The following is a 25,530-nucleotide window of genomic DNA, read 5'->3' as shown; positions in this document are numbered from 1 at the left end:
GCATCACGGACTGTACGGGAGCGGACGCGCCTCGTGACACCCCGCCCGGCCGGCCGCGCTACCGCATGACCCGCGGCAGACGCAGGCTCAGGAGCACCGTCAGCGCGATCATGCCCAGCTGGACGAGCAGGGTGACGACGAGGGCGTCCCGCATGCCCGTCGACGGGACCAGGGCCAGGAACAGGCTGCCCAGCGTGGCGACGCCGAGGGCGAGCGCGGACTGCTGGGTGGTGACCATGACCCCGCCGCCCACGCCCGCCCGGTCGGCCGGTACGTCGGACAGCATCAGCCGCATCAGGACGGGCAGTTGGAGCCCCTGGCCGAGGCCGGCGACGGCCACGCCCGGGGCGAGCGCGGCCAGTCCGAGGTCCGGCCAGCCGCCCAGGACCGCCAGGACGAGCAGGACGACACCGACGGCCTGCAGGACGCCGCCCGCCGTGACCACGCGGCTGCCGAACCGGCCGACCAGCCGCGGCCCGGCGAGCGAGGCCCCGAAGAAGGCGACCGCCATCGGGACGAGGGCCAGCCCCGCCTCCACCGGGCCCATCCGCAGGCCCTGCTGGAGGACCACCGCGATGACGAACATGAAGCCGCTGAAGCCGATCGAGAACGGTACCAGCAGGGCGAGTCCCCGCCGCAGCGACTGCAGCCGCAGCAGGCTGGGCGGCACCAGCGGCGTGCGCCCGAGCCGGTCGGCGCGGCGCTCGGTCCGGTAGAAGGCCGTGGCGGCGAACGGGAAGACCGCGAGCGAGACCCACGTCCACAGCGGCCAGCCGGCCGCCCGGCCCTCGGTCAGCGGGAGCAGCAGCGAGACCAGGGAGACGGCGAGCAGCAGCGTCCCCGGTACGTCGACCGAGGCGGGCCGGTCGGAGCGGGTCTCGGGCACGGCGCGGGTGGCGAGGACCAGGCCGAGGACCACCACGGGGACGTTGACCAGGAAGACCGAGCGCCAGCCGGAGCCGGCCACGTCGGCGGCGACCAGGACGCCGCCCAGGATCTGCCCGGCGACCATGGACAGGCCGGCCGTGGCCCCGTACAGGCTCATCGCCCGGGCGCGGCGCGGCCCCTGGGTGGTCGCCTGGATGGTGGCGAGCACCTGGGGCAGCATCAGTGCGGCCGCCGCGCCCTGCGCCACCCGTGCCCCGACCAGGCTCCAGGCGGTGGGCGCCAGCCCGCACAGGAGCGAGGTGACGCCGAACGCGGCCATGCCGATCAGGAAGAGCCGACGGCGCCCGGCCGTGTCGCCGAGGCGGCCGCCCAGGACGAGGAGCACGGCGTAGGCGACGCCGTAGCCGCCGACGATCAGCTCCAGCGTGGCGGGACCGGCCGCGAGGTCGCTGTCGATGGCGGGCAGCGCCACGTTGACGATGAAGAAGTCGATCAGGGGCAGGGCCGCGCCGAGCAGCACGGTGAACAGCCCGAGGGGACCGATCGCGGCGGGCGCGCGGCCCGGCGGGAGGGGCACGGCCGGCGCGGCGGGGATCGGCGGGGAGGGGCGGGTGGTACGTACGGTTGCTTGGCTCACAACGGAAACGATCGTCGCCCGCTCAGCCTGGTACCAGAGTGTTCTTGTCCTGGTACAACGAATACCTGGCAACGGGATGAGCGGTACGGCACCCTGGTTCCATGACCACAGTTGCCCCCGACAGCGACGTACGCCGGCACGAGCTGGCCGATTTCCTGCGCAGCCGCCGGGAACGGATCACGCCCGAGCAGGTGGGGCTGGTGCGCGGCCGCCGCCGGCGCACCCCCGGGCTGCGCCGCGAGGAGGTCGCCCAGCTCTCCGCCGTCGGCGTCACCTGGTACACGTGGCTGGAGCAGGCCCGCGAGATCCAGGTGTCCCCGCAGGTCCTGGACGCGCTGGCGCGCGCCCTGCTGCTGGACGCCAGTGAGCGTACGCACCTGTTCGCGCTGGCCGGCAGCCTCGACCCGGCCCCGCACGCGCCGTGCCCGAGCGTGACCCCGGCCCTGCGGGCCATGCTCGACCAGCTCGGGCCGATCCCCGCCTGCGTCCAGAACAGCCGCTACGACATCCTGGCATACAACGCCGCGTACGGACGGCTGCTGTGCGACCTCGACGCGCTGGCGCCCGAGGACCGCAACTGCCTGTGGCTGGCGTTCACCAACGCCGACTGGCGGGCCTCGATGGCCGATGTCGCCGAGGTGAACCGCACCATCGTGGCCAAGTTCCGGGCGGCCATGGCGGAGCACCTCGCCGAGCCCGCCTGGAAGGCGCTGCTGGCGCGGCTGGAGGCAGAGTCGGCGGAGTTCCGGGAGCTGTGGGCGCGTCACGAGGTGCTGGGGCTGGGTGCCAAGACGAAGTACGTGCGCAATGCGCACGTCGGACTGCTGCACCTGGAGCACACCAATCTGTGGCTCGGGCCGGCGTCGGGCCCGCGCCTGGTGGCGATGGTGCCGGTCGACGAGGAGAGCCGGGCGGGTCTGGAGCGGCTGGCGCAGCTGGAGCTCCCGGACCGGCGGGTGCGGGCGCAGCCGCCGGCGCACCGCGCGCCGGCCGCGGTCTGACGCGTATCGCCGCCCGACGCGTCCGACGCCCCCACGCACCCCGCCCCTCCCGCCGGCCCTACGGCCGTTCGGCCAGTCCCTGTGGCAGCCGGCCCGTGTGCAGCACCCCGAGGGTCTGGGTGGCCCGGGTCAGGGCGACGTACAGGTCGCTCGGCTCGTGGTCGGCGGGCTCCACGACGATGACCGAGTCGAACTCCAGTCCCTTGGCCTGGCGCGGGTCCAGCAGGACGACCGCGCGGGTGAGGTCCGGCTCCTCCCCCGCCCGTACGCCGGGCAGCGCGGCGGCCAGCGCCCCGTGCAGCGGGCGCGGCGCGATCACCGCCAGCCGCCCGCCCGGCCCCTCGGCCTGGGCCGGGGCGCCTTCGCGCACCGCCTGCGCGACCGCCGCGGCCAGGTCGTCCGTCTCCCGCACCCAGGGCCGCCGCCCCGTGGACCGTACCGAGCTCGGCGGCTCGAATCCGGGGTGGCGGGCCCGGAGCACCGCGGCCGCCAGCTCCATGATCTCGGCGGGCGTACGGTAGTTGACGCCGAGGCGGACCAGTTCGAAGCGGTCCCCGACGTACGGTTCCAGGATCCGTTTCCACGATCCGCAGCCCGCCTCGTCGCCGGTCTGGGCTGGGTCGCCCACCAGCGTCATGGACCGGGTGGGGCAGCGCCGCATCAGCAACCGCCAGGCCATCTCGGACAGTTCCTGCGCCTCGTCGACGATGACGTGACCGAAGGCCCAGGTGCGGTCGGCGGCGGCCCGCTCGGCCGCGCCGCGGTGGTCGGCCTCCTCCTGCCGCTCCGCCATCCGCTCCGCGTCGATGATGTCGTGCGCGGCGAGGAACTCGTTCTCCATGTCCTCGAACTCGTACGACTCCGAGCCCTGGGACAGGTCCAGGACGCCCTGCGCGTACGCGATGCGCTGCTGCCGTTCGCGCTCCTGCGCGGCCCGCTGCGCGCTGTCGTCGAAACCGAGGAGCTCGGCGGCCTCGTCGAGCAGCGGGATGTCGGCGGGCGTCCAGTCGTCTGTCGCGCGACGGATCAACTCGGCCTCGTGCGGCGGGAGGTGGGTGGGGTCGGCGAGGAAGTCGGCGATGAGCTGCTGCGGCGTGAGCGGAGGCCAGAGGCTGTCGATCGCGGCGTGCACCTCGGCGCTCATCGCGATCTCCTTGCCGAGCTGCGCGACGTCGTCGGCGCCCAGCAGGTTGGGCCCGCCGTACGGGTCCGCGCCGAGCCGGTCGGCGAGTTGCTGCGTCAGGGAGTCGATGAGGCGGAACGCGAAGTAGGGGCGGGCCAGGTTGTGCGGCAGTCCGGTGGCGCGGGCCCGGTCGCGGGCCTCGTGGGCCATCGTCCGGTCGAGCAGCAGCGTGCCGTAGTCGTCGTGGTCGATCTCCAGGGCCGGTTCGGGCAGCACGGCGCTCTCCTCGCCGCTGCCCGCGGGGACGGTCTCCGGGAGCGCCTGCCGGTCGCGTACGACCTGCGCGAGGACCTCCGCCATCGCGGCGCGGCCCTTCACCGCGGCGGCGCCGGGCCGGTCGGTGCCGGTCGCCCGGACGCCCGGGAACAGCTCGCCGAGGGTGGAGAGCAGGACGCCGGTCTCACCGAGGGAGGGGAGCACCTCCCCGATGTAGCCGAGGAACGCGGGGTTGGGTCCGACGATCAGCACACCGCGCTTGGCGAGCAGCTCGCGGTGGGCGTAGAGGAGGTAGGCGGCGCGGTGCAGGGCGACAGCGGTCTTGCCGGTGCCCGGACCGCCCTCCACCACCAGTACGCCCCGGTGCGGCGAGCGGATGATGCGGTCCTGCTCGGCCTGGATGGTCCGCACGATGTCGTGCATGCGGCCGGTGCGGGCGGCGTCCAGCGCGGCCAGCAGCACGGCGTCGGCGTCGGCCCCCTCGTGGCCGGTGCGCTCGGTGTCGGCGAGGTCGAGGATCTCGTCGTGCAGGGCGGTGACCTCGCGGCCGCGGGTGGTGATGTGGCGGCGCCGGCGCAGACCCATGGGGAAATGCCCGGTGGCGAGGTAGAACGGCCGCGCGACTTCGGCCCGCCAGTCCAGGACGAGGGGGGTGCGGTCGGCGTCGTCCTGCCGGATTCCGATACGGCCGATGTGGTGGTCCTGTCCGTCGGAGAACTCCAGCCTGCCGAAACACAGGCCGTTCTCGCCGGCGTTCAGCGCGGAAAGCAGACCGGACTGCTCGGCCACGAGCACGTCGCGCTCCAGCCGCGCCTGAAACCCGGATCCCGCAGCGGACAGGGCCTGCCCCACGGCCTGTTCGGCCTGGTCACGCAGGTCGTCCAGGCGCGCATAGAGCTCGTCGATGAATTGCTGCTCATTACGGAATTCCACGCTTGACAATTCCACTCCCGACCCGATACGATGTCTTCGTAAAGCTTCTTCACGCCCTGCTGTCATCATGGCGTGAAACATCAAATATACGCAGACGAATACCCCGGCCGTCAATTGGCCCGGGGTATTTTTTGTATCGCGCGGACCCGAACCCGGACCCCTACCCGGACCCGCGCCGCACACATCGCACAGGTGAACGAGGCGGAGGGGCGGATGTCACCCGGACGGCTCACCCGTCAGGCTTTCGGCGCCGCGCACTGCTTTGGTGGGTACACAGAGCTGTCCACCACATGGAGCACTCTCATGTATGAAATGCAGGTCGGTGAGGCGGCCACAGGGCCTGGCCTCGTATGGCACGTCGTCGCCCGTGACCGCCGGGCCACTCTGTGCGGCCGTCCCCTCCAGCCGGGGGGCAACGCCGAAACGGACCACCACTGCATGCCGTGCATGACGGCCTTCCAGGACGTCATGCGCGAGGGCTCCGCGGAGTCCTGACCCTTGGGGGTGACCCACATCAGCGAACCACGAGCCGCCGCCGGCGCCGGGACCTCCGGGGCCGGCGGCGCGTGGTTTCACGGAACCGACCCCCACCCGCAGCGGCACCTATGCGGGGGCCCGGTTGCTAGGGGGTGCGGGTGAAGGCGCTGCGGTAGGCGCGGGGTGGGATTCCGCGGCGGCGCACGAACTGTTCGCGCAGTACGGCGGCGCTGCCGTAGCCGACCTGGCGGGCGATCTCCTCGACGGGGAGGCCGGTGGTCTCCAGGAGCTCCTCGGCCCTGCTCAGGCGCAGGCTCCGCAGCCAGGCGTGCGGGGTGGTGCCGGTGGCGGCGGTGAAGCGGCGGGCGAAGGACCGTTTGCTCATCATGGCGCGGCGGGCGAGTTCCGTGACGGGCAGTGGCTCGTGGAGGTGTGCGCGGGCCCAGCCGAGGACGGCGGCGAGCCGCTCGTCCTGTCCGTCCTCGGGGACGGGCGCGGCGAGGTACTGGGCCTGGCCGCCGTCCCGGTGGGAGGGCAGCACCATGTCCCGCGCGACGGCGTTGGCCAGCGCCGCGCCGTGTTCGCGCCGCAGCAGGTGCAGGCACAGGTCGAAGCCGGCCGCTGCTCCCGCGCCCGTGACGATGTCGCCTTCGTCGACGTAGAGGGCGTCGGGTTCCACGGTGACCCGCGGGTGGCGGTCGGCGAGGAGTTCCGCGAACCGCCAGTGGGTGGTCGCCCGGCGGCCGTCGAGGAGTCCTGCCGCGGCGAGCGTGAACGTGCCCACGCAGTGGGCCGCGAGCACGGCCCCGCGCCCGTGCGCGGCCCTGAGCGCGTCGAGCACCGCGGGAGCGGGCGGGGTACGGAACTGCGCGCCCGGCAGGGCGAGCAGCAGATCGGCTTCGGCGAGCCGGTCCAGGCCGTGCGCGACGGAGAGCGGTACGCCGCAGTCCGTGGCCACCGGACCGGGCCGCTCGGTGCACAGGGCGAAGTCGAAGCCGGGCAGCGCGGCTCCGTGGGGGCCGAACACCTCGCAGACGATGCCGGCGGCGAGCATGCCGACGCCGGGAGGGGCGTACGCGGCGACGGTCTTGAACGGGGGCACGGGCGCAGTCTGGCACACGGCTGGCACGAATCCTGCGATCAGGGGCAGGAGTGCCACTCGTGCACTCCCGCCGCCCTCGCCAGGATGGGGCCATGACAGACGCACCGCTCGGCCGCAGCGCCGTATACGAGGTCCTGACCACCGGCTACGTGGGTTCGACCGGCCCCGGAGTCGCCGCCACCGTCTCGTACGTCCACGACGCGGGACGGCACGTGATCTTCGATCCGGGCATGGTCGCGAGCCATGAGGACATCCTCGCCCCGCTCGCGGAACTGGGCCTCGGCCCCGACGACATCACCGACGTGGTGCTCAGCCACCACCACCCGGACAACACGATGAACGCGGGCCTCTTCGGCCGTGCCCGGGTGCACGACCACGAGGTGGAGTACCGGGGCGACCAGTGGACCAACCGCGACGCGGAGGGCTACGAACTCACCCCGTCCCTGCGCCTGATCCGTACTCCCGGCCACAGCGCCGAGGACATCACCCTGCTCGCCGGCACCGAAGCGGGCGTGGTCGCCTTCGCCGGGGACCTGTGGTGGCACGCGGACGGCCCCGCGGAGGACCCGGTGGCCCCGGACCGCGCCGTGCACCGCGCCTCCCGGGTGCGCGTACTGGCCGCGGCGGACCTGATCGTGCCCGGCCACGGCAGCCCGTTCAAGGCCGACGACAACACCCCCCGTTAGAACGGGCGGTGGGCGGTGGCTACGGCCGCACCGGGAGGAGCTCCGGGCGTTTGGCCGTGCGGGCGTCGCCCGAGGAGCGGCCGCGCAGGCGCCGGCCCAGCCAGGGTCCCAGGAACGCGGCGGCCCAGCGCAGTTCGGCGGCGAGGGTGGTCCGGGGCATCCCGGCCGGGGGCAGCGGGTGCGTCCACGAATCGTCACTGCCGGGAAGGCGGAGGGCGTACGCGAGCGAGGCGGCGATCCGCTCGTGACCGAGCGGGCTCGCGTGCAGCCGGTCCGCACTCCACAGCCGGGGGTCGGTGACCACCGGATGGTGCCCCGTCTCGACGACGACCACCCCGTGCCGATCCCCGGCGGACCGGATCCGGTCGTTCAGTGCGCTCACGCGCGCGGCGAGGGGGCGGGCGAGCGGGGTGATCCGCCCGAGGTCCGGGAAGGTCAGCGTCATGACCTGCGCGCCGTGCGCGGTGAGCGCGGCGAACATCGCCTCCAGGTGGCCGGCGACCTCGTCCGCGTCGAACCGCGGCCGCAGCACGTCGTTCACCCCGGCGACGACGGTGGCCAGGTCGGGCTTCAGGGCGAGGGCGGGTGCGAGCTGCTCGGCGCGGACCTGGCCGGCGAGCCGGCCGCGGACGGCCAGGTTGGCGTAGGTCAGGCCCGGGCTGTGGAGCGCGAGCTGCTCGGCGAGCCGGTCGGCCAGACCCCGCAGGCCGGTGGTGTCGTCTCCGTCCCCCAGACCCTCGGTCTGGCTGTCGCCGAGGGCCACGTACCTCAGATACGCGTGCCCAACGCGCCCGACGCGCCCGGCAGGCTCAGCGCGTTCGCCGGGCTCAGCGCGTTCAGCGGGTGGCACGAGCCGCCTCCCGCTCTCGCAGGACCGCGACCGTCCGCTCGCACCAGTCGCGGTTGCCCCGCTCGAAGGCGAGCCCGCGCAGGCAGGTCAGGTACGGGCCGATGCGCTCGCCGTACCGCAGGAACTCCTCCTCGGAGCGCTCGCCCCGCATCCTGTCCAGCAGACCGCCGAACAGGTCGACCTTGGCCCGCGCGAAGGCGGCGCGCTCGGTCAGCTGCGCGATGAGCGTCTGCGGGTCCACGTGGTCGGCGGCCTGGACCTTCACGATGAGGTCGTCGCGGATGGAGGAGGGCTTGGCGACGGAGGCGGTGAACGCCTCCAGCTCGGCGAGGCCGGCCTCGGTGACGGTGAACAGGCGCTTGTTGGGCCGGGTGTCCTGGACCACCTCGCGGCCCGCGATCAGCCCGTCCTTCTCCAGCCGGGTCAGCTCGGCGTAGAGCTGCTGCGGGAGCGCGTGCCAGAAGTTCGCGACGCCGAGGTCGAAGGCCTTCGCCAGCTGGTACCCGCTCAGCTCCTCGTCCAGCAGCGCCGCCAGTACGGCATGGCGCAAAGCCATCGGACCGCCTCCCTCTCGCCCTTGCCCACGGTGTCGCCCCTGTGCACGGACACCCCCGGCATGATACTCAAGAAACTGACTAATCACATTCGTGATTATCAGATCCTCAGGGAGAAGCCGTGAACGCAGCAGACCGTTTCCGCGCCGCCGTGGAGAGCCGGGACCTCGGGGCCCTGGAGGACCTGTTCACGCCGGACGTGCGCCTGTACAGCCCGGTGAAGTTCACCCCGTTCGAGGGCCGGCCGATGGTGCTCGGGCTCTTCGGAGTGCTGCTGCGCACCTTCGAGGACTTCCGTTACGTCGGCCGGTACGACGGCAGCGCCGAGACGAGCGCCGACGGCTCGGTCGCGCCGTCGGAGATCCTGCTCTTCCGGGCGACGGTGAACGGCAAGGCGATCCACGGCATCGACCTGGTCCACTACGCCGAGGACGGCCGGATCAAGGAGTTCACGGTGATGGTCAGGCCGCAGTCCGCGGTGCACGCGCTGGGCGAGGCGGTCGTCGCCGGGCTGGTCGCCGACGGACTGGCCCCGGCCCCCGTTCCGGCCACGAGCACCCCCTAAGCTGCCGATGGCCGGCCGGCCGAGGAGATGGGGAGTCGTCGATGTCCGCTACCGCCAGAGTGGCCCTGGCCACCTCGGACCTGGGCCTGGCCTGGGACACCGACCTGCCGCTGATGCTCGAAGCGCTGCGCGCCCGCGGTCTCGACGCCGTGGCCGCGGTCTGGGACGCCCCGGACTTCGACTGGTCGCGCTGCGCCGCGGTGGTCATCCGCTCCACTTGGGGTTACGAGCGGCGCCTGGCGGAGTACCTGTCCTGGGCCGACGCGGTGGAGGGCGTGACCCGGCTCGACAATCCGGCCTGGCTGGTCCGCTGGAACACCGACAAGCGGTATCTCGGGGAGCTCGCCGGCCGCGGTGTCCCCGTCGTGCCGACGCGCTTCATCGCCCCGGGCGAGTCCGTCGCGCTGCCCGGGCACGGCCAGTTCGTCGTCAAGCCGACCGTGTCGGCCGGCTCGCGCGGCGCCGCGCGCTACACGCAGGACCACCACGAGACGGCGGCCGGCCACATCGCGGCCCTCCACGCGGCCGGATCGACCGCGATGGTGCAGCCGTACCTGACCCGGATGGCCGAGGGCGAACGGGCCCTCGTCTTCCTCGGCGGCTCCTTCAGCCACGCGATACGCAAGGGCCCGGTGCTGACCGACATCGGGACCGTCGACAACGACCGCGTACCGCACCCGGATCTGGTGCCGCACCTGGCCTCCCCCGCCGAACTCGCGCTGGCCGAGGCCGCGCTGGCGGCGGTGCCCGGTTCGCCCGAGCTGCTGCACGCGCGGGTGGACATCGCCACGGGGGACGACGGGGCGCCGGTCGTGATGGAGCTCGAACTCGTCGAGCCCAACCTCTTCATGGGCCACGGCGAGCACGCGCTGTCGCGCTTCACCGACCTCGTGCGGGGGCGCGCCACGTGAGGTGAGCGGCGACGGGCAGGTGGTCGCTGCCCGTCGCGGGCAGTGACCGGATCCGCGTGACGCTCGCCGAGCGGGTCAGGACCTGGTCGATCCGGGCCAGCGGCAGGGACGCGGGCCAGCTGAAGGCGAAGTCCCGGCTCGGCGGCTCCATGCGCGAGGTGACCGGGGCCAGCCCGCGGTCGTCCACGGTGCTGTTGAGGTCCCCGAGCAGGATCAGCGGATCCGCCGGCTCGGCGGCGATCGCGGCGCCGAGCAGTACGGCGCTCTCGTCCCGGCGTACCGAACCGAAGCCGTGCGCCGGGCCCAGACGTACGGAGGGCAGGTGGGCCACGTACACGGCCACCTCCCCCCGCGGCGTACGGGCGGTGGCCCGCAGTCCGCGGTTCCAGCCCTCCCCGACGCCGTCCGGCCGGATGTCCACCGGCCGCGCGTCCGCCAGCGGGTGCTTCGACCAGAGCCCGACCGTTCCCGCCACCGCGTGGTACGGGTACTGCGGCGCGAGCACCTCCGCGTACGCGGGCAGCGCGGCCGGCGTCAGCTCCTCCAGCGCGAGCAGGTCCGCGCCGGTGGCGGCCAGGGCCCGCGCGGTACCGGCCGGGTCGGGGTTCTCGTCGCTGACGTTGTGCTGGACGGCGAGGAGGTCGGGCGCCCGGTCGGTGCCGGGCAGCAGGTGGCCGCCGAAGAGGGCGAGCCAGGCGGCCGCGGGCAGCAGGGCGGCGAGGCCGGCCACGGCCGAGCGGCGCAGCACCGCCAGGGCGGCGAGGAGCGGGACGGCGAGGCCCAGCCAGGGCAGGAACGTTTCGAGCAGGCTGCCGGGACGGCCGGGCAGCGCGTCGGGCACCGCGCCGTGGAAGGCGAGCAGGCAGCCGAGGAGGACCGCGAACCCCGCGAGGACGTACCCGCGCCCGCGCCACCTCCACCGCTGCGGCCGTCGCGGGCGCCGTAGCCCGGCCCCCCGCCCCGCCCCCTGCTCGTCCACGCGCCCCGCTCCCCCGCCGGCCCCGCTTCCCCGTGCCGCGCTCGCTTGCCGCCCCGTCCGTTACGACGACGCCCTGCGCGGTGATCCGGTTCCCCGGGCCGGCGGCCGGCCGGGGGCCCCGCTGACGCGGGCGAGGACCAGGACCGTGTCGTCGGTCGCCGTGTCGGGCAGCAGGTTGGCGAGGATCCGGTCGGCGCCCTCCTCCAACGAACCGAGCGGCGCGCGCAGTTGCTCGCGCAGTGCGTCGATGCCGGTGTCGATGTCCTGGCCGCGGGCCTCGATGAGCCCGTCGGTGTACAGGGCCACGACGGCGCCCTCGGGGATCTCGATCTCGACCGACCGGTACGGTACGCCGCCCACCCCGAGCGGGACCCCGAGGACCTCGCCGACGGAATGCACGCTTCCGTCCCGGTGCCGTACCAGCGGCGGCGGATGGCCGGCGTTGGCGATGCGGGCGCGCCCCGTGCGGGGGTCGTACAGCAGGTACAAGAAGGTCGCCCACTCGATGCCGGCCTCCTGCGCGCAGGCGTCGAGCTCGTCGAGGAGTGCCGCGGGCTCGGCGGTGTGCCGGGCGAGCGTCTTGGCGGTGATCCGCAGCCGCCCCATGGCCGCGGCGGCGGGCACGCCGTGCCCCATCACGTCGCCGACGACGAGCGCCACCCGGTCGTCGGGCAAGGTGATCGCGTCGTACCAGTCGCCGCCGACCTCGGTGCCGCGGCTGCCGGGCAGGTAGCGGTGGCTGATGTCCACGTACGGGCCCGCCGCGGGGGCGCTGGGCAGCAGGGCCCGCTGGAGGGTGAGCGCGATGTCCCGGACCTTGCCGTACAGCCGGGCGTTGTCCAGGCACAGGGCGGCCCGGGAGGCCAGTTCGCCGGCGAGCCCGAGGTCCTCCTCGGCGAAGGCCGGGCGGGCGGCGGAGCGGCCGAACATGGCGATGCCCTGCACCGTGCCGCGGGCGATGAGCGGGGCCATGAGGATGCAGGTCAGGCCGCTGTCCAGCAGCAGCTGCGCGCGCTCCTGGTGGACGACGGTCCGGGTCGCGAAGTCCTCGTCGACCGTGAAGCAGAGCGGGCGGCCCGTACTCAGCATCTGGTGGGTGTTGGATCCCGGCGGGTACGTGACCTCCCGCAGGCCGCTCACGAGTTCGACCGCCGGCCCGGGGAGGGTGGTGCCGGAGGCGATGCGGCGGGTGGCCACCGGCAGCTCGGGGTCGAACGCCTCGGTCTCGTCCATCCACTCCACGAGTTCCACGACGGAGGCGTCGCAGAACTCCGGAACCACCGCGCCGACCAGCTCGCGCGCGGTGGTGTCGAGGTCCAGGGTCGTGCCGATGCTCGCGGCCGCCCGGTCCAGCAGGGCCAGCCGCCGGCGGGCGGCGGTGGCCTCCAGGATGGCCTGCTCGCGGTCGGTGACGTCCAGCAGCAGGCCGCCCAGCCCGCGCCGGGTGTCGCCCGCGCCGGTGAGCGGGAAGAAGCTGACCGAGCGCACCTGGTCGCGGTCCGGGTGGCCGGGCGTGCGCAGGCCCACGAGGGTGCCGATCACCGTCCGGCCCTCGTCGGCCACGGAGCGCAGCATGCGCTGGTACTCCCCCTCGTCGGAGGTGATCATGATGTCGGCCATCCGGCGGCCCAGGTGCTCGTCGAGCGGGATGCCGTCCATGTCGGCCATGGCCTGGTTGAGGTGGACGTAGCGCAGCTCCTCGTCCAGCATGACCAGGCCGATCGGGCAGGTCTCGAAGAGGGAGTCGAGGAAGGACAGGTTGGTCTTGACCCGGTCCAGCTCGTCGCCCCGGCTGGCCAGCCCGATGACCACGGAGGCGCCGGTGGCCCCGGTCATCGGGAAGACCCGGAAGCCGCAGTCGAACACCGAGCCGTCCCGGTGCAGCGCCGGTAGCCGTACGCGCCAGTAGCCGAGGGCGCGGGCGCGCTCGGCGAGGTGCGCGGCGGGGCCGGGGCCCTCGTCCGGGGCCGGCTCGGGGAAGAGGGCGGCGGCGGGGCGGGTCAGTACCGAGCCGGCTTCGTGACCGAAGAGGTTCTGCGCGCCGGGGCCCCAGTAGCAGATCCGGTCCTCTTCGTCGATGCCGAAGACGGCCACCACCACGTGTTCCAGCAAGGACCCCGGTTCGGACCGGATCGGGCCGGGGCCGTCCGCGCCCCCCAGCCGGTCCGATGGCATCGGCAGGCCCCCTTCTGCGCGCGTCTTCCCCGCGTGCGTGGCTGACCGGCGCCCGCGCTGCGGGCACGGGGCGCCCCCTCAATTCTGCCCGCCCTCGGGGCACAGGACATCACGGCGCCGGACGGGAGCCGGCCGCTCACCCGGGGTGACGGGTTGCCCGCCGTCGCGCCGCGGCGCAGGTCAGGGAGGGTTTCCCGGTCCCGGCCCGCGACGGGCAACGGGAAACCCGTCGACCCGCGGGGGGCCGCGGGCAAGGCTGAAGACGTCAGCAGGGCCGGGACGCCGGGGAGGCAGACCTCCCCCACGTCCCGGCGTCAACACCGACGCACACCCAACAGGGGGACATGATGCGCAAGATGATCCGCGGCGCCGCCGCGCTCGCCACCGCCGCGGCGGCCGTCGTGGCACTGAGCGGCCCGGCCGACGCCAGGCCCGCCGACGACTGGGCCGGCTGTCCGTACGGGTCGGTCTGCATCTACCCGCAGGACCAGAACCCGGCCGTCAAGCCGACCCACATCTTCACCAGCTACGGAGCCCACAACCTGAGCAACCAGTACGGCCGCCACTGGGTCCTCAACAACCAGTACGGCGGGGCCACCGCGAGCCTGTGCACCGGCTACGGCGGCACGAACTGCGGATCCCCCATCGCCGAGGGCAGGGGTGTCTACGCGGACCTCGGGCCGATCAACTCCATCACCCTCAACCGCCCGTAACGGGGCACCGGTTCGTGGCCCTCCGGGTCCGCCGCTCCCCCGGCGGACCCCGAGGGCCGCAGCGCCGTGCGCCGCGCGCCACGCCGGCCCGACACGCGTTCCGCCGTCCGACCCCCGCGGTAGCCTGGGACGTTCCATCTCACAACCTGGGCGCGCTGTGCCATGGGGGATGCCGTGGGGGACCCGGACCGCGGACGCGACACCGATCACCACACCGATCACCACACCGATCACCACACCGATCACGAGCCCGGAGCGGCCGCGGCCGCTGCGGCCTTTCCCGCCCAGTTGCGCCGGCTGCGGGTGCAGCGCGGTCTGTCGCTGGCCGATCTGGCCCGCCGTACGCACTACAGCAAGGGCTACCTGAGCAAGATCGAGACCGGAGCCAAGCGCGTCACCCACGACGTCGCGCTGCGCTGCGACCGGGTGCTGGAGGCCGGGGGCACGCTCCTCCAACTGCTCCCGGAGGCCGAGGTGCCGAAGCCCCGTGGCTGCCCGCCCGCCACGCCCGCCCCATCCCCCACGACCGCCGGGCCGTCGCCGTCGCATCCGCAGCCGCAGTCCGCCGGCGAGTGCCCCTACCGCGGCCTCGCCGCGTTCACCCCGCGCGACGCGGGCTGGTTCTTCGGCCGAGACCGGGTGACCGCCGCCCTGGTCGAGCGGGTCTTCGACCGGATCGGCGGCGGTCCGCTGGTGCTCGTCGGCCGGTCGGGCGCCGGAAAGTCCTCCCTGCTCAGCGCGGGTCTGGTACCGGCCCTGCGGCGAAGCGGCGGATTCCCGATGGCGGGCGCCGACGGGTGGCCGGTCGTACGGTTCACCCCGACCGCGCATCCCCTCCAGGAGCTCCTGGACTCCACCGCCAAGGTGCTGGGCGGCGATGTCGGGATCACCGTACGGGAGCTGCGCGAGCGGCCGCGGCGCCTGCTGGAAGCCGTCCGCGCACTGGCGCCCCGCTCTCACGATGCGACCGGTCAGACCCGGCCCCCCTCCGTACGGCCGGTGTTGCTCGTCGACCAGTTCGAAGAGCTGTTCACCCTCTGCTCCGACGAGGACGAGCGGCGCGGCTTCGCCCACGTCCTGTGCACCCTGGCCACGGCGGGACCGGGTGCGACGGCCCATGACCCGGCCGTCGTGGTGCTCGGCGTACGGGCCGACTTCACCGGCAGCTGTCTGGACCTGCCCGAACTGGCCGCTGCCTGCACCGACGGGCTGTTCGTCCTCCCCCCGATGTCCGTGGCCGAGCTGCGCGAGTCCATCACCCGCCCCGCCGAGCTCGCCGGGCTCACCCTCGAACCGGGCCTGGTCCAACTGCTGCTGCGCGACGCGGGCTTGCGCGAGGGACCCGCGGAGGGCGCCGACACCCCGACCGCCGGACCCGGCGACACGCCGTCGGGTGCGCTGCCGCTGGTCTCCCACGCCTTGATGGCCACCTGGCAGCGGCGCTCCGGGTCCACCCTGACCGTCGCGGGGTACGAGGAGAGCGGCGGCATCCAGGGCGCGGTCGCGCACACGGCCGAGACCGTGTTCGCCCGCCTGTACCCGCAGGAGCAGCGGGCGATCCGCCGCGCGCTGGTGGCCCTGGTCCACGTCGCCGACGGCGCCGGGGCGACGCGGCGGCGCGCGTCCCGGGCCGAGCTGATGGAGCAGCTCGCCGACGCCGACCGGGCCGGGGCCGCCCTCGACGCGTTCGTCCGGGCCCGGCTGGTCACGATGGACAGCGACACCGTCGAGATCACCCACGAGGCCCTGCTGCACGCGTGGCCACGGCTGCGCGGCTGGATCCACGCCGACCGGGACGGGCTGCTGGTCCACCGGCAACTGGCCCACGCCGCCGAGGAATGGGAGCGCGAGGGGCGCGATCCGTCCGTCCTGTACCGCGGGAGCCGGCTGGCCGCCGCCCTCGCCCGGGCCGACGAGCTCGACGGCAGGGGCCGGCTCGGCCCCCGGGAGGCGGCCTTCCTGAGCGCGAGCCGGGACGCGCAGGACGCGCGGCGCACGCAGGCCCGGCGCCAGGTCCGGCTCCGGCAGGGGATGCTGGCCCTGCTCGGCGTCCTGCTGGTGCTGGCCCTGACCGCGGGCGCCGTCGCCCACCAGCAGCGGTCGGGCGCGCTCCGCCAGGAGCGCACCGCCCGTTCGCAGGCCCTCGCCGCCAGGTCCGCCTCCCTCGCCGCCGGCCGGCCCGAGGACTCGATGCGGCTCGCGCGGGAGGCGTACCGCACGGAGGCGAACCCCGAGGCGCGGGGTGCGCTGCTGAGCACGCAGTCCCAGCCGTTCCTCGCCCGGCTCGGCGGGCACGGCGGACCGGTCAACGCGGTGGCGTTCGCGCCGGACGGCGGGCTGCTGGCGAGCGCCGGCTCCGACGGGAAGGTGCTGCTGCGGCGGGTCCCGGACCGGCGGACGACGGTCACCTTGACGATGGCGGGCCGGGTGCGCGCGATCGCGTTCGGGCCGGGCGGGCGGACCCTGGCCGCGACGTCGACGGAGGGCCCGGTCCGGGTGTGGGACACGGACGGGCGCCTCCTCGCGGTGCTCCCGGCGCGGACGGCGGACGCCCGGGCCGTGGCCTTCGCACCCGACGGGCGCACCCTCGCCGTCGCGGGCACCGACGGGACGGTACGGCTCTGCGATCCCGCGGACGGCGGGGCGCCCGTGGTGGAGCTGGCGGGGCACACCGGGAGGGTCGACTCCCTGGCGTACGCGCCGGACGGCGGGGCGCTGGTGTCGGGGGGCGCCGACGGGACCGTACGGCTGTGGGACCCGGTGGCGGCCCGTCAGACCGCCGTGCTCGCCGGGCACACCGCCGAGGTGCTGGGGTGGCGTTCGCGCCGGACGGGCGGACGGTGGCCTCGGGGGGCGTCGACCGGACCCTGCGGCTGTGGGACGTGGCCGGGGGCCGTACGTCGATGGCGCTGACGGGGCACAACGACGACATCAACGCGGTCGCCTACACCCCGGACGGCACCACGCTCGTCAGCGCGGGCGGGGACGGCACCACCCGGCTGTGGGACGTGCGCGGCGGCCGGGCCCTCGCCACGCTCGCCGGACACACCGACTACGTGCTCGGGGTCGCCGTGGACCCCGGCGGCGCTCTGCTGGCCACCGCGGCCTTCGACCAGTCGGTGGTGCTCTGGGACCTGCGCGGTCCCGTGCTCACCGCGCGCCCCTTCACGGAGATCTGGCAGGCGGCGTACAGCCCGGACGGGAAGCTGCTGGCCACCGCGGACGCCGATCACACGGTGCGGCTGTGGGAGGTGGCCGGGCGGCGGGTGGCCGCCTCGCTCGCGGGGCACACCGAGTCGGTGTTCTCGGTGGCCTTCTCCCCCGACGGACGGCTGCTGGCCTCGGCGGGTTCGGACGGGACGGTCCGGCTCTGGGACGTGGCCTCCCGTACCGCCCTGTCCACGCTCACCGGGCACGGCGGGATCGTGTACGCGGTGGCCTTCTCCCCCGACGGGCGGCTGCTGGCCTCGGCCGGTTCCGACCGGACGGTCCGGCTCTGGGACGTGGCCTCCCGTACCGCCCTGTCCACGCTCACCGGGCACACCGACTTCGCGAACGACGTGGCGTTCAGCCCGGACGGGCGCACGCTGGCGAGCGCGGGCGACGATCTGACCGTACGTCTGTGGGACGTGCCCGGGCGGCGGCCGCTCGCCACGCTCACCGGCCACGCGGGCGCGGTACGGGCGGTCGCCTTCGGCCCGGACGGGCGGACCCTGGCGAGCAGCGGCAACGACGGCACCGTACGCCTGTGGGACGCCCGCCGCTCATGGGCCGCGGCCACGTCCGGGGCCGTGCTGTCCGGCCATACCGGAGCGGTGCGCGCCATCGCCTTCTCCCCCGACGGCAAGTGGCTGGCCAGCAGCGGCAACGACCGTACGGTGCGGCTCTGGGAGGTGGCCGGGCGACGGCCGTGGGCCGCCCTGACGGGCCACACGAGCGCGGTGTGGGGCGTGGTCTTCTCGCCCGACGGGCGGACGGTGGCGAGCAGCAGCAACGACGGCACGGTGCGGCTGTGGAACCCGGATCCGCAGGCCCGGCTGGCCGAGATCTGCCGGCCCGGCGCGGGTACGGAGTGGCCGAAAAACGCTCCTGCCTGCACGTTCTGAGGCGGCAGTTGCACGGGCCGGACCTGCGGGGCACGTACGATCACAGCCCGCGGACTTGACCGCCCCGCGGCGGCGAGTTCGCGACTGCGACAGTCACATCCTTTCCGTCATCCCGTAGTTGAGGAACACCGTGCGCCTGCCTCTCGACCGACGCCTGACTCTCAGTGCCGCCCTGCTCGCCGTCGTGGCCGGCGTGGTGCCGGCGACCGCCGCCCACGCGGCCGCGCATCCGTTCGCCGCACCGGCGGCGCAGACCGGCGTCGCGCCCGCCCCGAAGCCCGACATGGAGGCCGTGACGCAGGCGTTGAAGAACACCACCGCGGTCGGGGCTCCCGGCGCGATGGTCCGCATCACCGGCTCCGGCGCGCCGCTCACCAGTGCGGTCGGCGTCCAGGACCGGACCACGGGCGCGGCCATGGACCTGAACAGCCGCTTCCGGATCGGCAGCGTCACCAAGACGTTCTCCAGCGTCGTCCTGCTCCAGCTGGTCGACGAGGGCAAGATCAGCCTGGACACCCCGGTCAACCAGTACCTGCCCGGCCTGCTGCCGGACGACCGCATCACGGTCCGTCACCTGATGACCCACCGCAGCGGGTTGTCCGACTACACGAACGCGATGTTCGACAAGACCGTGCCCGGCTTCGAGGCGGTCCGCAACAAGGTCTTCACCTACCAGGAGCTGGTCGCCCTCTCGCTGCGCGAGCCGCGCACGGCCGAGCCGGGCGTCTCGTACCAGTACTCCAACACCAACTTCGTGGTCGTCGGCATGCTCATCGAGAAGGCCACGGGGCACGGCGTGGCCACGGAGTACGAGAAGCGCATCATCAAGCCGCTGAAGCTGAAGAACACCTCGTACGTCCACCCCTCGACGCAGATCAAGGGCGCCCACCTGCACGGCTACCTGCACCCGGACGAGGCGGGGGCGCCGCTGGTCGACTCCACCGAGCAGACGGTGTCCTGGGCGCAGTCCGCCGGTGCGATGATCTCGAACGCGGCCGACCTGAACACCTTCATGTCGGCGCTGCTCGGCGGCAAGCTGCTGAAGCCGGCCATGCTGGACGCCATGCTCACCATGACTCCGACGGACGCCGCGAACAGCCGGTTCTACGGCCTGGGGCTGCGCCGCTACGACCTGTCGTGCGGTACCTCGGTGTACGGGCACACCGGCACGGTCCAGGGCTTCTACACGTACGCCTTCGCCACGCGTGACGGCAAGCGCAGCCTGGCGGCGGTGGCGAACACCTCGAACAAGGGCGAGGCGAACACCGCCCTGGGCGGCACGCTCGAAGGTGCGTTCTGCGGGAAGAAGACCCCGGCGGCGGGGCCGGCGGCCGCGCCCTCGCAGCGCGGCTTCGCCCTGCTGCCGGCGCTGACGGCGGCCCCGGCCGAGCAGGACCTCCCGGAGCACGGCTCGCGCTGAACCCGGTGACGGACGGCCCTCCCGGTCGATCAAGCGCCTGCCTCGTTCCACTGATGCCTTCGTGGAACGAGGTGGCGCGGGGTCACGGTCCGTCACATCGCCTCCCCGCGACGGGGTCTCGTCGGCCCCGGGTCAGGTGGTCCGCAGGCGCGCCGGGAGGGAGGGCGGGGCGGGCCGCCCGGCTTTCGGCCTGCGGCCGGGGGCGGCGGTCAGATCGCGGATGCGTTCGGTGAAGTCCGGGTCGGGCAGCGGGAGTTCGAGGTCGTCGTCGACGTAGCTGACCGCGGCCGAGACGTACTCCATGACGGCCTTGACGGTGCCCGCGCCGCGCCCGGACCCGGCTCCGCCGGGGCGCAGCGCCCGCAGGACGCGCAGGGTGGTGGGCAGGCTCGCGTCGGCGGCGAGATCGCGCTCCGCGCCGTCGAAGACCACGGTGGAGGTGTCCGGTGCGTCCATGGCGGCCGGTATGTCCGCCAGCCCTCCCGCGGCGGTCGGCGCCGTCTGGCGCCGCCACCAGACGGCCTCGTGGTTCTCCCCGAGTGCGAGGTGGTGGAGGTAGAGGCAGTACGAGGCGATCGAGTCCCCGGCGCCGGCGGCGTACTGCCACCAGAAGCGGGCGGAGTCCTCGGCGTCGGTGAGCAGCAGGATGCAGCCCAGGACGCGGGCCCCGGAGGGCTGGGGCAGTTGGTGCGTGAGGAAGTCCCCGAGCGCGGCGACGGCGGTGCCCGTGACGGCCGTCTCGCACAGGGCCCGGAGGTCGCGGGCGGCTCCGCGCATGTCCTTCTGCGGTTCGCCGGGCGCCGCGCCGGGCGACCGGGGTCCCGGCGCGGGGTGTGGCGCGCCGCCGGTGTCCGCGATGTCGGCGGGTGCGTGCGGGGCGGTGTGGAGGCGGGCACGGGCCAGCAGCTGGTCAATCGTCGAGGTCACCGGGGACCTCCTCCTCGGTGGTCGTGTCCGGGTACAGGACGGCGTGCAGATTGCGTTTGGCGTGCCGTGCGGTGGAGCGTACGGAGGCCAGGGAGACCCCGAGTTCGTCCGCCACCCGGGTCTCCCCCAGTCCGCACAGGTGGAGCAGGACGATGACGTCCCGCTGCATGGGGGCGAGGCCCCCGACGGCCCGGAACAAGGCCATGGACTCCTCGACCTGCCCGACCGGGTCGGGGGCGAAGTCGAGGGCGACCGTGTCGAAGGCGGACTCGACGAGGGAGGGCCGGCCGTTGTCCTTCGGGGCGCGTTCGAGCACGGTCCGGCGCAGCATCGGCCAGGCGAACCGCTCGGGGTTCTCGCTGGCGAGCGCGTCGTGCCACAGCATCAGCAGGAGCGTGAAGACGTCGTCGACGGCCTTCTCGACGAGGCCGTCCCGGCGCAGGAAGGCCGAGGCGTAGCTGGTGTAGTGCGGCCGGTGCATCTGCTGGAAGGCCCGGAAGTCGAGCGGGGCCGAGGCGCTGGCGGTGCGGTGGCGGGCGCCGCCCTCGTGGAGGCAGTCCTTGATCCACGAGGTGCGCTTGCCGATGTCCTGGGCGGCGATCACCCAGCGGAGCCGCATCGAGTCGTACGGCAGGCCCGGCCGGTCCAGCGCGAGGAGCACCGTACGGACGAACACCCAGCGCGGGTAGCGTCCGACGGCCCGCAGCAGTTCGGATATGTGCCCCTTGTCCCGGCCGGTGCGCGCCTGGAGCTCGTCCAGGGTCACTCCCCTGCCGTGGATGGCGTCGCGCAGGGGTTCCAGCCAGGCGCGGTGCGCCGGTCCGGTGCCTTCGGCGATGGGGCCCAGCGGCCGGCCGGGCTTGCCGCGCCGGCCCTGGGGGAGGTCCTGGGGTGCCGAGTGGAGGTTCATCCCCGCGGCCCCTCTTCCCGGTCGGGCACCTGCGCGGCGGTCCGCTCGCGGCGGCCCTCGGCCACCCCGGTGCCCGCCTGCACGATCTGCTGCACGCCGAGTGCGACCGACGGGATCAGGGCGGTGATCGCGGCGACGGGCTGTCCCGCCACCACCATCACCACACTGAAGGCGAAGATCGCTAAGAGCGCCACCACGGTGACGATCATCCGGTTGTTCTTCATCGCGCCGTCCTCTGGCTGCTTTTGCGCCTGGTTGGTGTCTGTCCGGGATGCGGCTCATGGCGTTGCCACGCCCCCCTTCAGGAGCCGAAGCAAGCATGGAGTGAACAGAGTTGGACAGGTGCGAAAAAAGCAGAACGGGGAACAATCAGAACCCGGTGTCCGCCCCGCTTGCGTCAGGTTCGAGGGGGAGCCTGGCCACCAACCGGGCACCGGCCGGCGCGTCCTCGACCGTGAGGGACCCGCCCAGGCGGGTGGCGATGTCACGGGCTATGGCCAGGCCCAGACCCGTGCCCCCCTCGTCGCGGCTGCGGGCGTCGTCGAGACGGGTGAACCGTTCGAAGACCCGCTCCCGGTCGGCGGGCGCGATGCCCGGCCCGTCGTCGCGGACCTCCAGTACGGCGGTGCGCCCGGGCCCGTCGGCGCGCAGGACGAGCCGGACCCGACGCTCGGCGTGGCGCTGGGCGTTGTCCAGCAGGTTGGTGACGAGCCGGGAGAGCCACAGGGTGCTGCCGCGCACGACGGCCGCGGGAGCGATGTCCATGTCCACGGGGACCCGGTCCCGGCGCCGCGAACGGGCGGCCTCCCGGGCCACGTCCGCCAGGTCGACCCGGGCGTCCGGCGGCGCCTCCCCGGTGTCCAGGCGGGCCAGCAGGAGCAGGTCGGCGGCGAGGTCCTGCAACCGTACGGTGTCCTCCAGCGCCCCGCTGACCAGCTCGCCCCACAGCGCCGGATCCGGATGGGCCTGGGCGACCTCCAGCTGGGTGCGGAGCACGGTGATGGGACTGCGGAGCTCGTGCGAGGCGTCCGCGATGAACCGGCGCTGGCGGATCCCCGCGGCTTCGAGCCGGTCCAGGGTGGCGTTCATCGTGACGGCGAGCCGGGCGATCTCGTCCTGGCTGCGCGGCACCGGGACCCGGCGGTGCAGGTCGCGGTCGCTGATCGCGGCGACCTCGGCGCGGATCGCCTCGACGGGCCGCAGCGCCCAGCCGGTCACCCGCCAGGTGACCAACGCCACGGTGAGCACGAGCAGCGGCACCACGACCGCGAGCACGCCGGTGATGACGTCGTCGGCCGTGTCGGCCTCCCGCAGGGAGGTCCCGGCGTACACGGTGACGAGGCCGTCCGCGGTGACGGTGGTGACCTGGACGACGCGGTGGCGGCGGTCCCCGCGCGCCGGGCCCTCCTTCCAGGTGTCCCGGACCGTGCCGGGCCGGCCCGGGCGGGCCGGGGAGAGGGCCGGGCGGCCGGCCAGGTTGGGGCTCGCCGCCAGGACCCGTCCCTGGGCATCGACGATCTGGACGAAGTCGGTGCCGCGCCCGGGGGTCACGACGGTGTCGAACCGGCCCGCGGCCACCAGGCCCGCGGTGGACAGGGCCTCGCGCTCGGCGGCGGCCTGGGCGTCCCGCATCAGGTTGCCGTCCAGGATCCCGAGCAGGGCGAAGGAGGCGGCCCCGAGGGCCAGTGCCACCACGGCGGAGGCCCCGAGCGTGGCCCTGGCCCGCACGGACCGCGGGCGCAGGCGCCGGGCGAGGCCGCGTACGGCCCTGGGGCGCGGCCCCCGTACGCGTTCGCGGATCCGGGCGTCGGCGCGCGGCCCGAGACGGCCGAGGACGCGGCCGAGGACACGGGAGGCGGCGCCGCCGGTCCTCCGGTCAGCCACCGTCGGCCGCCAGCCGGTAGCCCGCGCCGCGGACGGTCTCCACGGCGGCCCGGCCGAAGGGCGCGTCGATCTTCCGGCGCAGGGCGCTGACGTGCACCTCGACGACGTTGAGGTCGCCCTCGTACGCCGCGTCCCAGACGTGCTCCAGTATCTCCCGCTTGGGGACGACCTCCCCGGCCCGCCGGGCCAGGTACACGAGGACCGCGAACTCGCGCGAGGTCAGCCGGGCTTCGGTCCCGGCGCGCGTGCACCGCTGTCCGGCCGGGTCGATCACCAGATCGCCGAACTCCATGATCTGCGGGCTGCGGCGGCCGGTGCGCCGGATGAGGGCGCGCAGCCGGGCGACGAGGACGACGTAGGAGAACGGCTTCGAGAGGAAGTCGTCCGCGCCCGTGTCGAGGGCCTCGGCCTCGTCGTACTCGCCGTCCTTGGCGGTGAGCATCAAGATCCCCGACTCGCAGCCGCTCGCGCGCAGCCGGGCGCACACGCGGTAGCCGTTGAGTCCGGGCAGCATGATGTCGAGCACGATGGCGTCGTAGTCGTGCTCGCCCGCCAGCCACAGGCCCTGGGGGCCGTCGTGGGCCACGTCCACCGTGAAGCCCTCGGCCCGCAGGCCCCGCTGGAGGGCAGCGGCGAGCCGCCGTTCGTCCTCGACCACCAGTACGCGCATGGGGACAGGTTCTCAGGTCGCGCCGGGCGCTTGCTGAAGAGGTCTTCAGCCTGCTTCAGCAGGGCTTCAGCATCCGGCGCGCACGATCTGCCCAGCCGGGCAGCGTGCCCGCGGAACACGAGGAGCATGTCGATGACTCAGTCCAGTCCCCAGCCCGCCGAGCCGGCCGCCGACCCGGGCGGGGCCAAGACCGCGGCCGACGCGGGCGGCCCCGCGGCGGGCCGTCGCGGCCGTCTGGTCCGGCTGGCCCGTGAGGGGCGTACGAGATGGGTGGCCCTCGGGGCGGTCGTGGTGATCGGCGGCGGGCTGGCCGCGGTGGCGGTGGCCGAGCACGACCACCACGAGCACGTGCGGGGCGGTTTCGCCGCCAAGGTCCGCGCGCACGGCCCCGGGGAGGGGCCGATGGAGGGCCGGCCGGGCCCGATGGCGCGCAAGGGCGGCGAGCCCGAGGTCGTCGACGGCGACCGCGCTTTCCCCGGTGGCAAGGGGGCGGCGGGTCGCGGTCCGGGCGGCGGCGGACGGGCGGGCGGCTCCGCCAAGGCCGCCCCGGCGCCGCTGCCCTCGCTGGCGGCGGCCCAGGCCGTGGAGAAGGCGACCGCCGCCGTGGAGGGCGGCAAGCTGGAGTCGCTGCGGGCGGTGGCCCAGCAGGGCGGCGGCAGCGCCTGGCTGGCCGTCGTCCTGGGGACGGACGGGGTCCGGCACGCCGTGACGCTGGCCGGCGCCGACGGCGCGGTCACCGGCAACACCGTCGTCGGGAACGGGTCCGCCGGTCCCCGCTGACCGCGCACCCGGCCGTCGGGCGGTCCGGCTGACCTGGCCCCGGAGGGCGAGGTCCCCGGCGGACAGGCGCAGGGAGCCCGCGGCCACGTTGGCGGGAGGTGGTCCGGGTTCCCGGTGCCGGGGACGGCCGAAACGTGCGGCCCCTGGTGCAGGGTCCGGGCCGGCCGGACCTCCGCGGCGCCGATCCCGTGGGCGCGCGCCACGGCGAGCACCTCCTCGCGTTCGGCGCCGCCCGCGCCCCCCTCGGACCCGCAGACCGCCGACATCGCGGGCGTGCCGGCGACGTTGAGGGCGGCGGTGGTGGAACAGGTGCTCCACCCAGCCCAGCCCGTCGGCGCTCTCCCCGCCCCGGCCGGACGCGCCCAGGGCCACCAGTACCGCGGGGGCGTGGGGCGTGACCAGTACGCCCTGGGCCTCGAAGGGGGCCCCGATCGTGCCGGGGAGCCCTAGAAGGGCTTGGTGGGGAGGTACTTGCCGTCGAGGGTGATGACGGCGCGCTCCCCGCCCTCGGGGTCGGCGACCTTCTTCACGTCCAGCTTGAAGTTGATCGCGCTGATGATGCCGTCGCCCAGCTGCTCGTGGACCAGGGCCTTGAGGGTGGTGCCGTACACCTGGAGCATCTCGTGGAAGCGGTAGATCGTCGGGTCGGTCGGGATGCCGCCGGGGATCGAGCCGCGGGTCGGGATGGTCCGCAGGAGACGCGCCGCGTCGGTGTCGAGGCCGAGGAGCTCGGCGACCGCCTCGGCGGAGGCGGCCGGCAGCGGGTGCTGGCCGAGCACCGCGGCGGTGACGAAGGCGACGGACAGGCCGGCCGCGTCGGCGATCTGCTGCCAGGAGAGGTCCTTGCGGATCTTGGCGTCGACGGCGGCGACGGCGAGGGCCTGGCGGGCGGAGGGGTCGAACTGGGCGTGGATCACGAGAGGTTCCCTTCGGGGATGGGGTGGTGGGGAGGATCGAGGGTTT

At 74.4% G+C, this 25,530-nt stretch carries 23 protein-coding genes; 10 read left to right on the top strand and 13 right to left on the bottom strand.

The window, feature by feature from the left end; genetic code table 11:
- Positions 1–58: 58 nt before the first annotated feature.
- Positions 59–1,465, bottom strand: coding sequence for an MFS transporter (locus tag CP980_RS30700; protein ID WP_150530414.1), 1,407 nt, complete (start codon positions 1,463–1,465; stop codon positions 59–61).
- Positions 1,466–1,626: 161 nt separating this feature from the next.
- Here CP980_RS30700 and CP980_RS30695 point away from each other — a divergent pair, with 161 nt between their 5' ends.
- The gene (locus tag CP980_RS30695; protein ID WP_150529577.1) at positions 1,627–2,526 is read left to right on the top strand and encodes an MmyB family transcriptional regulator; all 900 of its coding nucleotides are present in this window, start codon (positions 1,627–1,629) and stop codon (positions 2,524–2,526) included.
- 58 nt (positions 2,527–2,584) lie between these two features.
- Here the strand turns inward: CP980_RS30695 and CP980_RS30690 are convergent, their stop codons facing one another.
- A complete protein-coding gene (locus tag CP980_RS30690) occupies positions 2,585–4,924 on the bottom strand; it encodes a HelD family protein (protein WP_150530413.1) in 2,340 nt (779 codons plus the stop codon).
- A gap of 237 nt (positions 4,925–5,161) precedes the next feature.
- Between CP980_RS30690 and CP980_RS30685 the strand changes: the two genes are divergently transcribed.
- Positions 5,162–5,353: a hypothetical protein gene (locus CP980_RS30685; RefSeq protein WP_037845637.1), complete on the top strand. Its 192-nt coding sequence runs from the start codon at positions 5,162–5,164 to the stop codon at positions 5,351–5,353.
- Positions 5,354–5,480: 127 nt separating this feature from the next.
- Here the strand turns inward: CP980_RS30685 and CP980_RS30680 are convergent, their stop codons facing one another.
- Positions 5,481–6,389, bottom strand: coding sequence for a GlxA family transcriptional regulator (locus CP980_RS30680; protein WP_132760109.1), 909 nt, complete (start codon positions 6,387–6,389; stop codon positions 5,481–5,483).
- A gap of 140 nt (positions 6,390–6,529) precedes the next feature.
- Here CP980_RS30680 and CP980_RS30675 point away from each other — a divergent pair, with 140 nt between their 5' ends.
- Positions 6,530–7,123, top strand: a complete 594-nt coding sequence (locus tag CP980_RS30675; RefSeq protein WP_150529576.1) for an MBL fold metallo-hydrolase — start codon at positions 6,530–6,532, stop codon at positions 7,121–7,123.
- Between the two features lie 19 nt (positions 7,124–7,142).
- Here CP980_RS30675 and CP980_RS30670 read toward each other — a convergent pair whose 3' ends face one another.
- A complete protein-coding gene (locus tag CP980_RS30670; protein ID WP_189998552.1) occupies positions 7,143–7,895 on the bottom strand; it encodes an SGNH/GDSL hydrolase family protein in 753 nt (250 codons plus the stop codon).
- A 64-nt stretch (positions 7,896–7,959) separates the two neighbouring features.
- Positions 7,960–8,529 (bottom strand): PadR family transcriptional regulator, encoded by a 570-nt coding sequence (locus tag CP980_RS30665; protein WP_132759936.1) that lies wholly within the window; start codon positions 8,527–8,529, stop codon positions 7,960–7,962.
- Between the two features lie 119 nt (positions 8,530–8,648).
- Between CP980_RS30665 and CP980_RS30660 the strand changes: the two genes are divergently transcribed.
- On the top strand, positions 8,649–9,092 hold the full coding sequence (locus CP980_RS30660) for a nuclear transport factor 2 family protein (protein WP_150529574.1): 444 nt from the start codon (positions 8,649–8,651) through the stop codon (positions 9,090–9,092).
- Positions 9,093–9,133: 41 nt separating this feature from the next.
- Complete coding sequence (locus tag CP980_RS30655; protein ID WP_132759934.1) at positions 9,134–10,003, top strand: ATP-grasp domain-containing protein; 870 nt, start codon at positions 9,134–9,136, stop codon at positions 10,001–10,003.
- Here the strand turns inward: CP980_RS30655 and CP980_RS30650 are convergent.
- A complete protein-coding gene (locus CP980_RS30650; protein WP_150529573.1) occupies positions 9,972–10,982 on the bottom strand; it encodes an endonuclease/exonuclease/phosphatase family protein in 1,011 nt (336 codons plus the stop codon). The two genes, CP980_RS30655 and CP980_RS30650, sit on opposite strands and share 32 nt — an antisense overlap.
- A 60-nt stretch (positions 10,983–11,042) precedes the next feature.
- Positions 11,043–13,157 (bottom strand): SpoIIE family protein phosphatase, encoded by a 2,115-nt coding sequence (locus CP980_RS30645; protein ID WP_150529572.1) that lies wholly within the window; start codon positions 13,155–13,157, stop codon positions 11,043–11,045.
- 347 nt (positions 13,158–13,504) lie between these two features.
- Between CP980_RS30645 and CP980_RS30640 the strand changes: the two genes are divergently transcribed.
- The 4 genes from CP980_RS30640 to CP980_RS30630 all read left to right on the top strand — a co-directional run bounded on the left by CP980_RS30640 (position 13,505) and on the right by CP980_RS30630 (position 19,396).
- Positions 13,505–13,870 (top strand): hypothetical protein, encoded by a 366-nt coding sequence (locus CP980_RS30640; RefSeq protein WP_132759931.1) that lies wholly within the window; start codon positions 13,505–13,507, stop codon positions 13,868–13,870.
- A 174-nt stretch (positions 13,871–14,044) separates the two neighbouring features.
- A complete protein-coding gene (locus tag CP980_RS30635; protein WP_244328237.1) occupies positions 14,045–16,783 on the top strand; it encodes an nSTAND1 domain-containing NTPase in 2,739 nt (912 codons plus the stop codon).
- Complete coding sequence (locus CP980_RS36050) at positions 16,684–17,976, top strand: WD40 repeat domain-containing protein (RefSeq protein WP_244328236.1); 1,293 nt, start codon at positions 16,684–16,686, stop codon at positions 17,974–17,976. The genes CP980_RS30635 and CP980_RS36050 overlap by 100 nt, the downstream gene beginning before the upstream one ends.
- A gap of 136 nt (positions 17,977–18,112) precedes the next feature.
- On the top strand, positions 18,113–19,396 hold the full coding sequence (locus CP980_RS30630) for a serine hydrolase domain-containing protein (protein WP_189998550.1): 1,284 nt from the start codon (positions 18,113–18,115) through the stop codon (positions 19,394–19,396).
- A gap of 132 nt (positions 19,397–19,528) precedes the next feature.
- Here CP980_RS30630 and CP980_RS30625 read toward each other — a convergent pair whose 3' ends face one another.
- The 5 genes from CP980_RS30625 to CP980_RS30605 form a co-directional block, all read right to left on the bottom strand.
- On the bottom strand, positions 19,529–20,323 hold the full coding sequence (locus CP980_RS30625) for a hypothetical protein (RefSeq protein WP_132759929.1): 795 nt from the start codon (positions 20,321–20,323) through the stop codon (positions 19,529–19,531).
- Positions 20,307–21,233, bottom strand: a complete 927-nt coding sequence (locus tag CP980_RS30620; RefSeq protein WP_132759928.1) for a sigma-70 family RNA polymerase sigma factor — start codon at positions 21,231–21,233, stop codon at positions 20,307–20,309. The genes CP980_RS30625 and CP980_RS30620 overlap by 17 nt, the downstream gene beginning before the upstream one ends.
- Positions 21,230–21,457, bottom strand: coding sequence for a hypothetical protein (locus CP980_RS30615; RefSeq protein ID WP_132759927.1), 228 nt, complete (start codon positions 21,455–21,457; stop codon positions 21,230–21,232). Before CP980_RS30615 ends, CP980_RS30620 begins: the two co-directional genes overlap by 4 nt.
- Before the next feature lie 145 nt (positions 21,458–21,602).
- Complete coding sequence (locus tag CP980_RS30610; RefSeq protein ID WP_132760107.1) at positions 21,603–22,976, bottom strand: sensor histidine kinase; 1,374 nt, start codon at positions 22,974–22,976, stop codon at positions 21,603–21,605.
- Positions 22,977–23,109: 133 nt separating this feature from the next.
- The gene (locus tag CP980_RS30605) at positions 23,110–23,787 is read right to left on the bottom strand and encodes a response regulator transcription factor (protein ID WP_048479473.1); all 678 of its coding nucleotides are present in this window, start codon (positions 23,785–23,787) and stop codon (positions 23,110–23,112) included.
- A gap of 132 nt (positions 23,788–23,919) precedes the next feature.
- Here CP980_RS30605 and CP980_RS35305 point away from each other — a divergent pair, with 132 nt between their 5' ends.
- A complete protein-coding gene (locus tag CP980_RS35305; protein ID WP_167535901.1) occupies positions 23,920–24,567 on the top strand; it encodes a hypothetical protein in 648 nt (215 codons plus the stop codon).
- 446 nt (positions 24,568–25,013) lie between these two features.
- Here the strand turns inward: CP980_RS35305 and cynS are convergent, their stop codons facing one another.
- Positions 25,014–25,484: a cyanase gene (gene cynS / locus CP980_RS30595; RefSeq protein ID WP_189998530.1), complete on the bottom strand. Its 471-nt coding sequence runs from the start codon at positions 25,482–25,484 to the stop codon at positions 25,014–25,016.
- Between the last annotated feature and the right edge of the window lie 46 nt (positions 25,485–25,530).

Source organism: Streptomyces vinaceus, from assembly GCF_008704935.1.
Taxonomy (GTDB): Bacteria; Actinomycetota; Actinomycetes; order Streptomycetales; family Streptomycetaceae; genus Streptomyces; species Streptomyces vinaceus.
The sequence above is the reverse complement of the archived record's forward strand: the minus strand, read 5'-3'. Positions and strand labels throughout refer to the sequence as shown.

Excerpts from the sequence above, each read along its gene's own strand:
- CP980_RS30605 (WP_048479473.1), bottom strand. The coding sequence starts at position 23,787 with ATGCGCGTACTGGTGGTCGAGGACGAACGGCGGCTCGCCGCTGCCCTC.
- CP980_RS30640 (WP_132759931.1), top strand. The coding sequence starts at position 13,505 with ATGCGCAAGATGATCCGCGGCGCCGCCGCGCTCGCCACCGCCGCGGCG.
- CP980_RS30675 (WP_150529576.1), top strand. The coding sequence starts at position 6,530 with ATGACAGACGCACCGCTCGGCCGCAGCGCCGTATACGAGGTCCTGACC.
- CP980_RS30695 (WP_150529577.1), top strand. The coding sequence starts at position 1,627 with ATGACCACAGTTGCCCCCGACAGCGACGTACGCCGGCACGAGCTGGCC.
- CP980_RS30620 (WP_132759928.1), bottom strand. The coding sequence starts at position 21,233 with ATGAACCTCCACTCGGCACCCCAGGACCTCCCCCAGGGCCGGCGCGGC.
- CP980_RS30645 (WP_150529572.1), bottom strand. The coding sequence starts at position 13,157 with ATGCCATCGGACCGGCTGGGGGGCGCGGACGGCCCCGGCCCGATCCGG.
- CP980_RS30655 (WP_132759934.1), top strand. The coding sequence starts at position 9,134 with ATGTCCGCTACCGCCAGAGTGGCCCTGGCCACCTCGGACCTGGGCCTG.
- CP980_RS30685 (WP_037845637.1), top strand. The coding sequence starts at position 5,162 with ATGTATGAAATGCAGGTCGGTGAGGCGGCCACAGGGCCTGGCCTCGTA.
- CP980_RS30665 (WP_132759936.1), bottom strand. The coding sequence starts at position 8,529 with ATGGCTTTGCGCCATGCCGTACTGGCGGCGCTGCTGGACGAGGAGCTG.
- CP980_RS30680 (WP_132760109.1), bottom strand. The coding sequence starts at position 6,389 with ATGCTCGCCGCCGGCATCGTCTGCGAGGTGTTCGGCCCCCACGGAGCC.
- CP980_RS30690 (WP_150530413.1), bottom strand. The coding sequence starts at position 4,924 with ATGACAGCAGGGCGTGAAGAAGCTTTACGAAGACATCGTATCGGGTCG.
- CP980_RS35305 (WP_167535901.1), top strand. The coding sequence starts at position 23,920 with ATGACTCAGTCCAGTCCCCAGCCCGCCGAGCCGGCCGCCGACCCGGGC.
- CP980_RS30615 (WP_132759927.1), bottom strand. The coding sequence starts at position 21,457 with ATGAAGAACAACCGGATGATCGTCACCGTGGTGGCGCTCTTAGCGATC.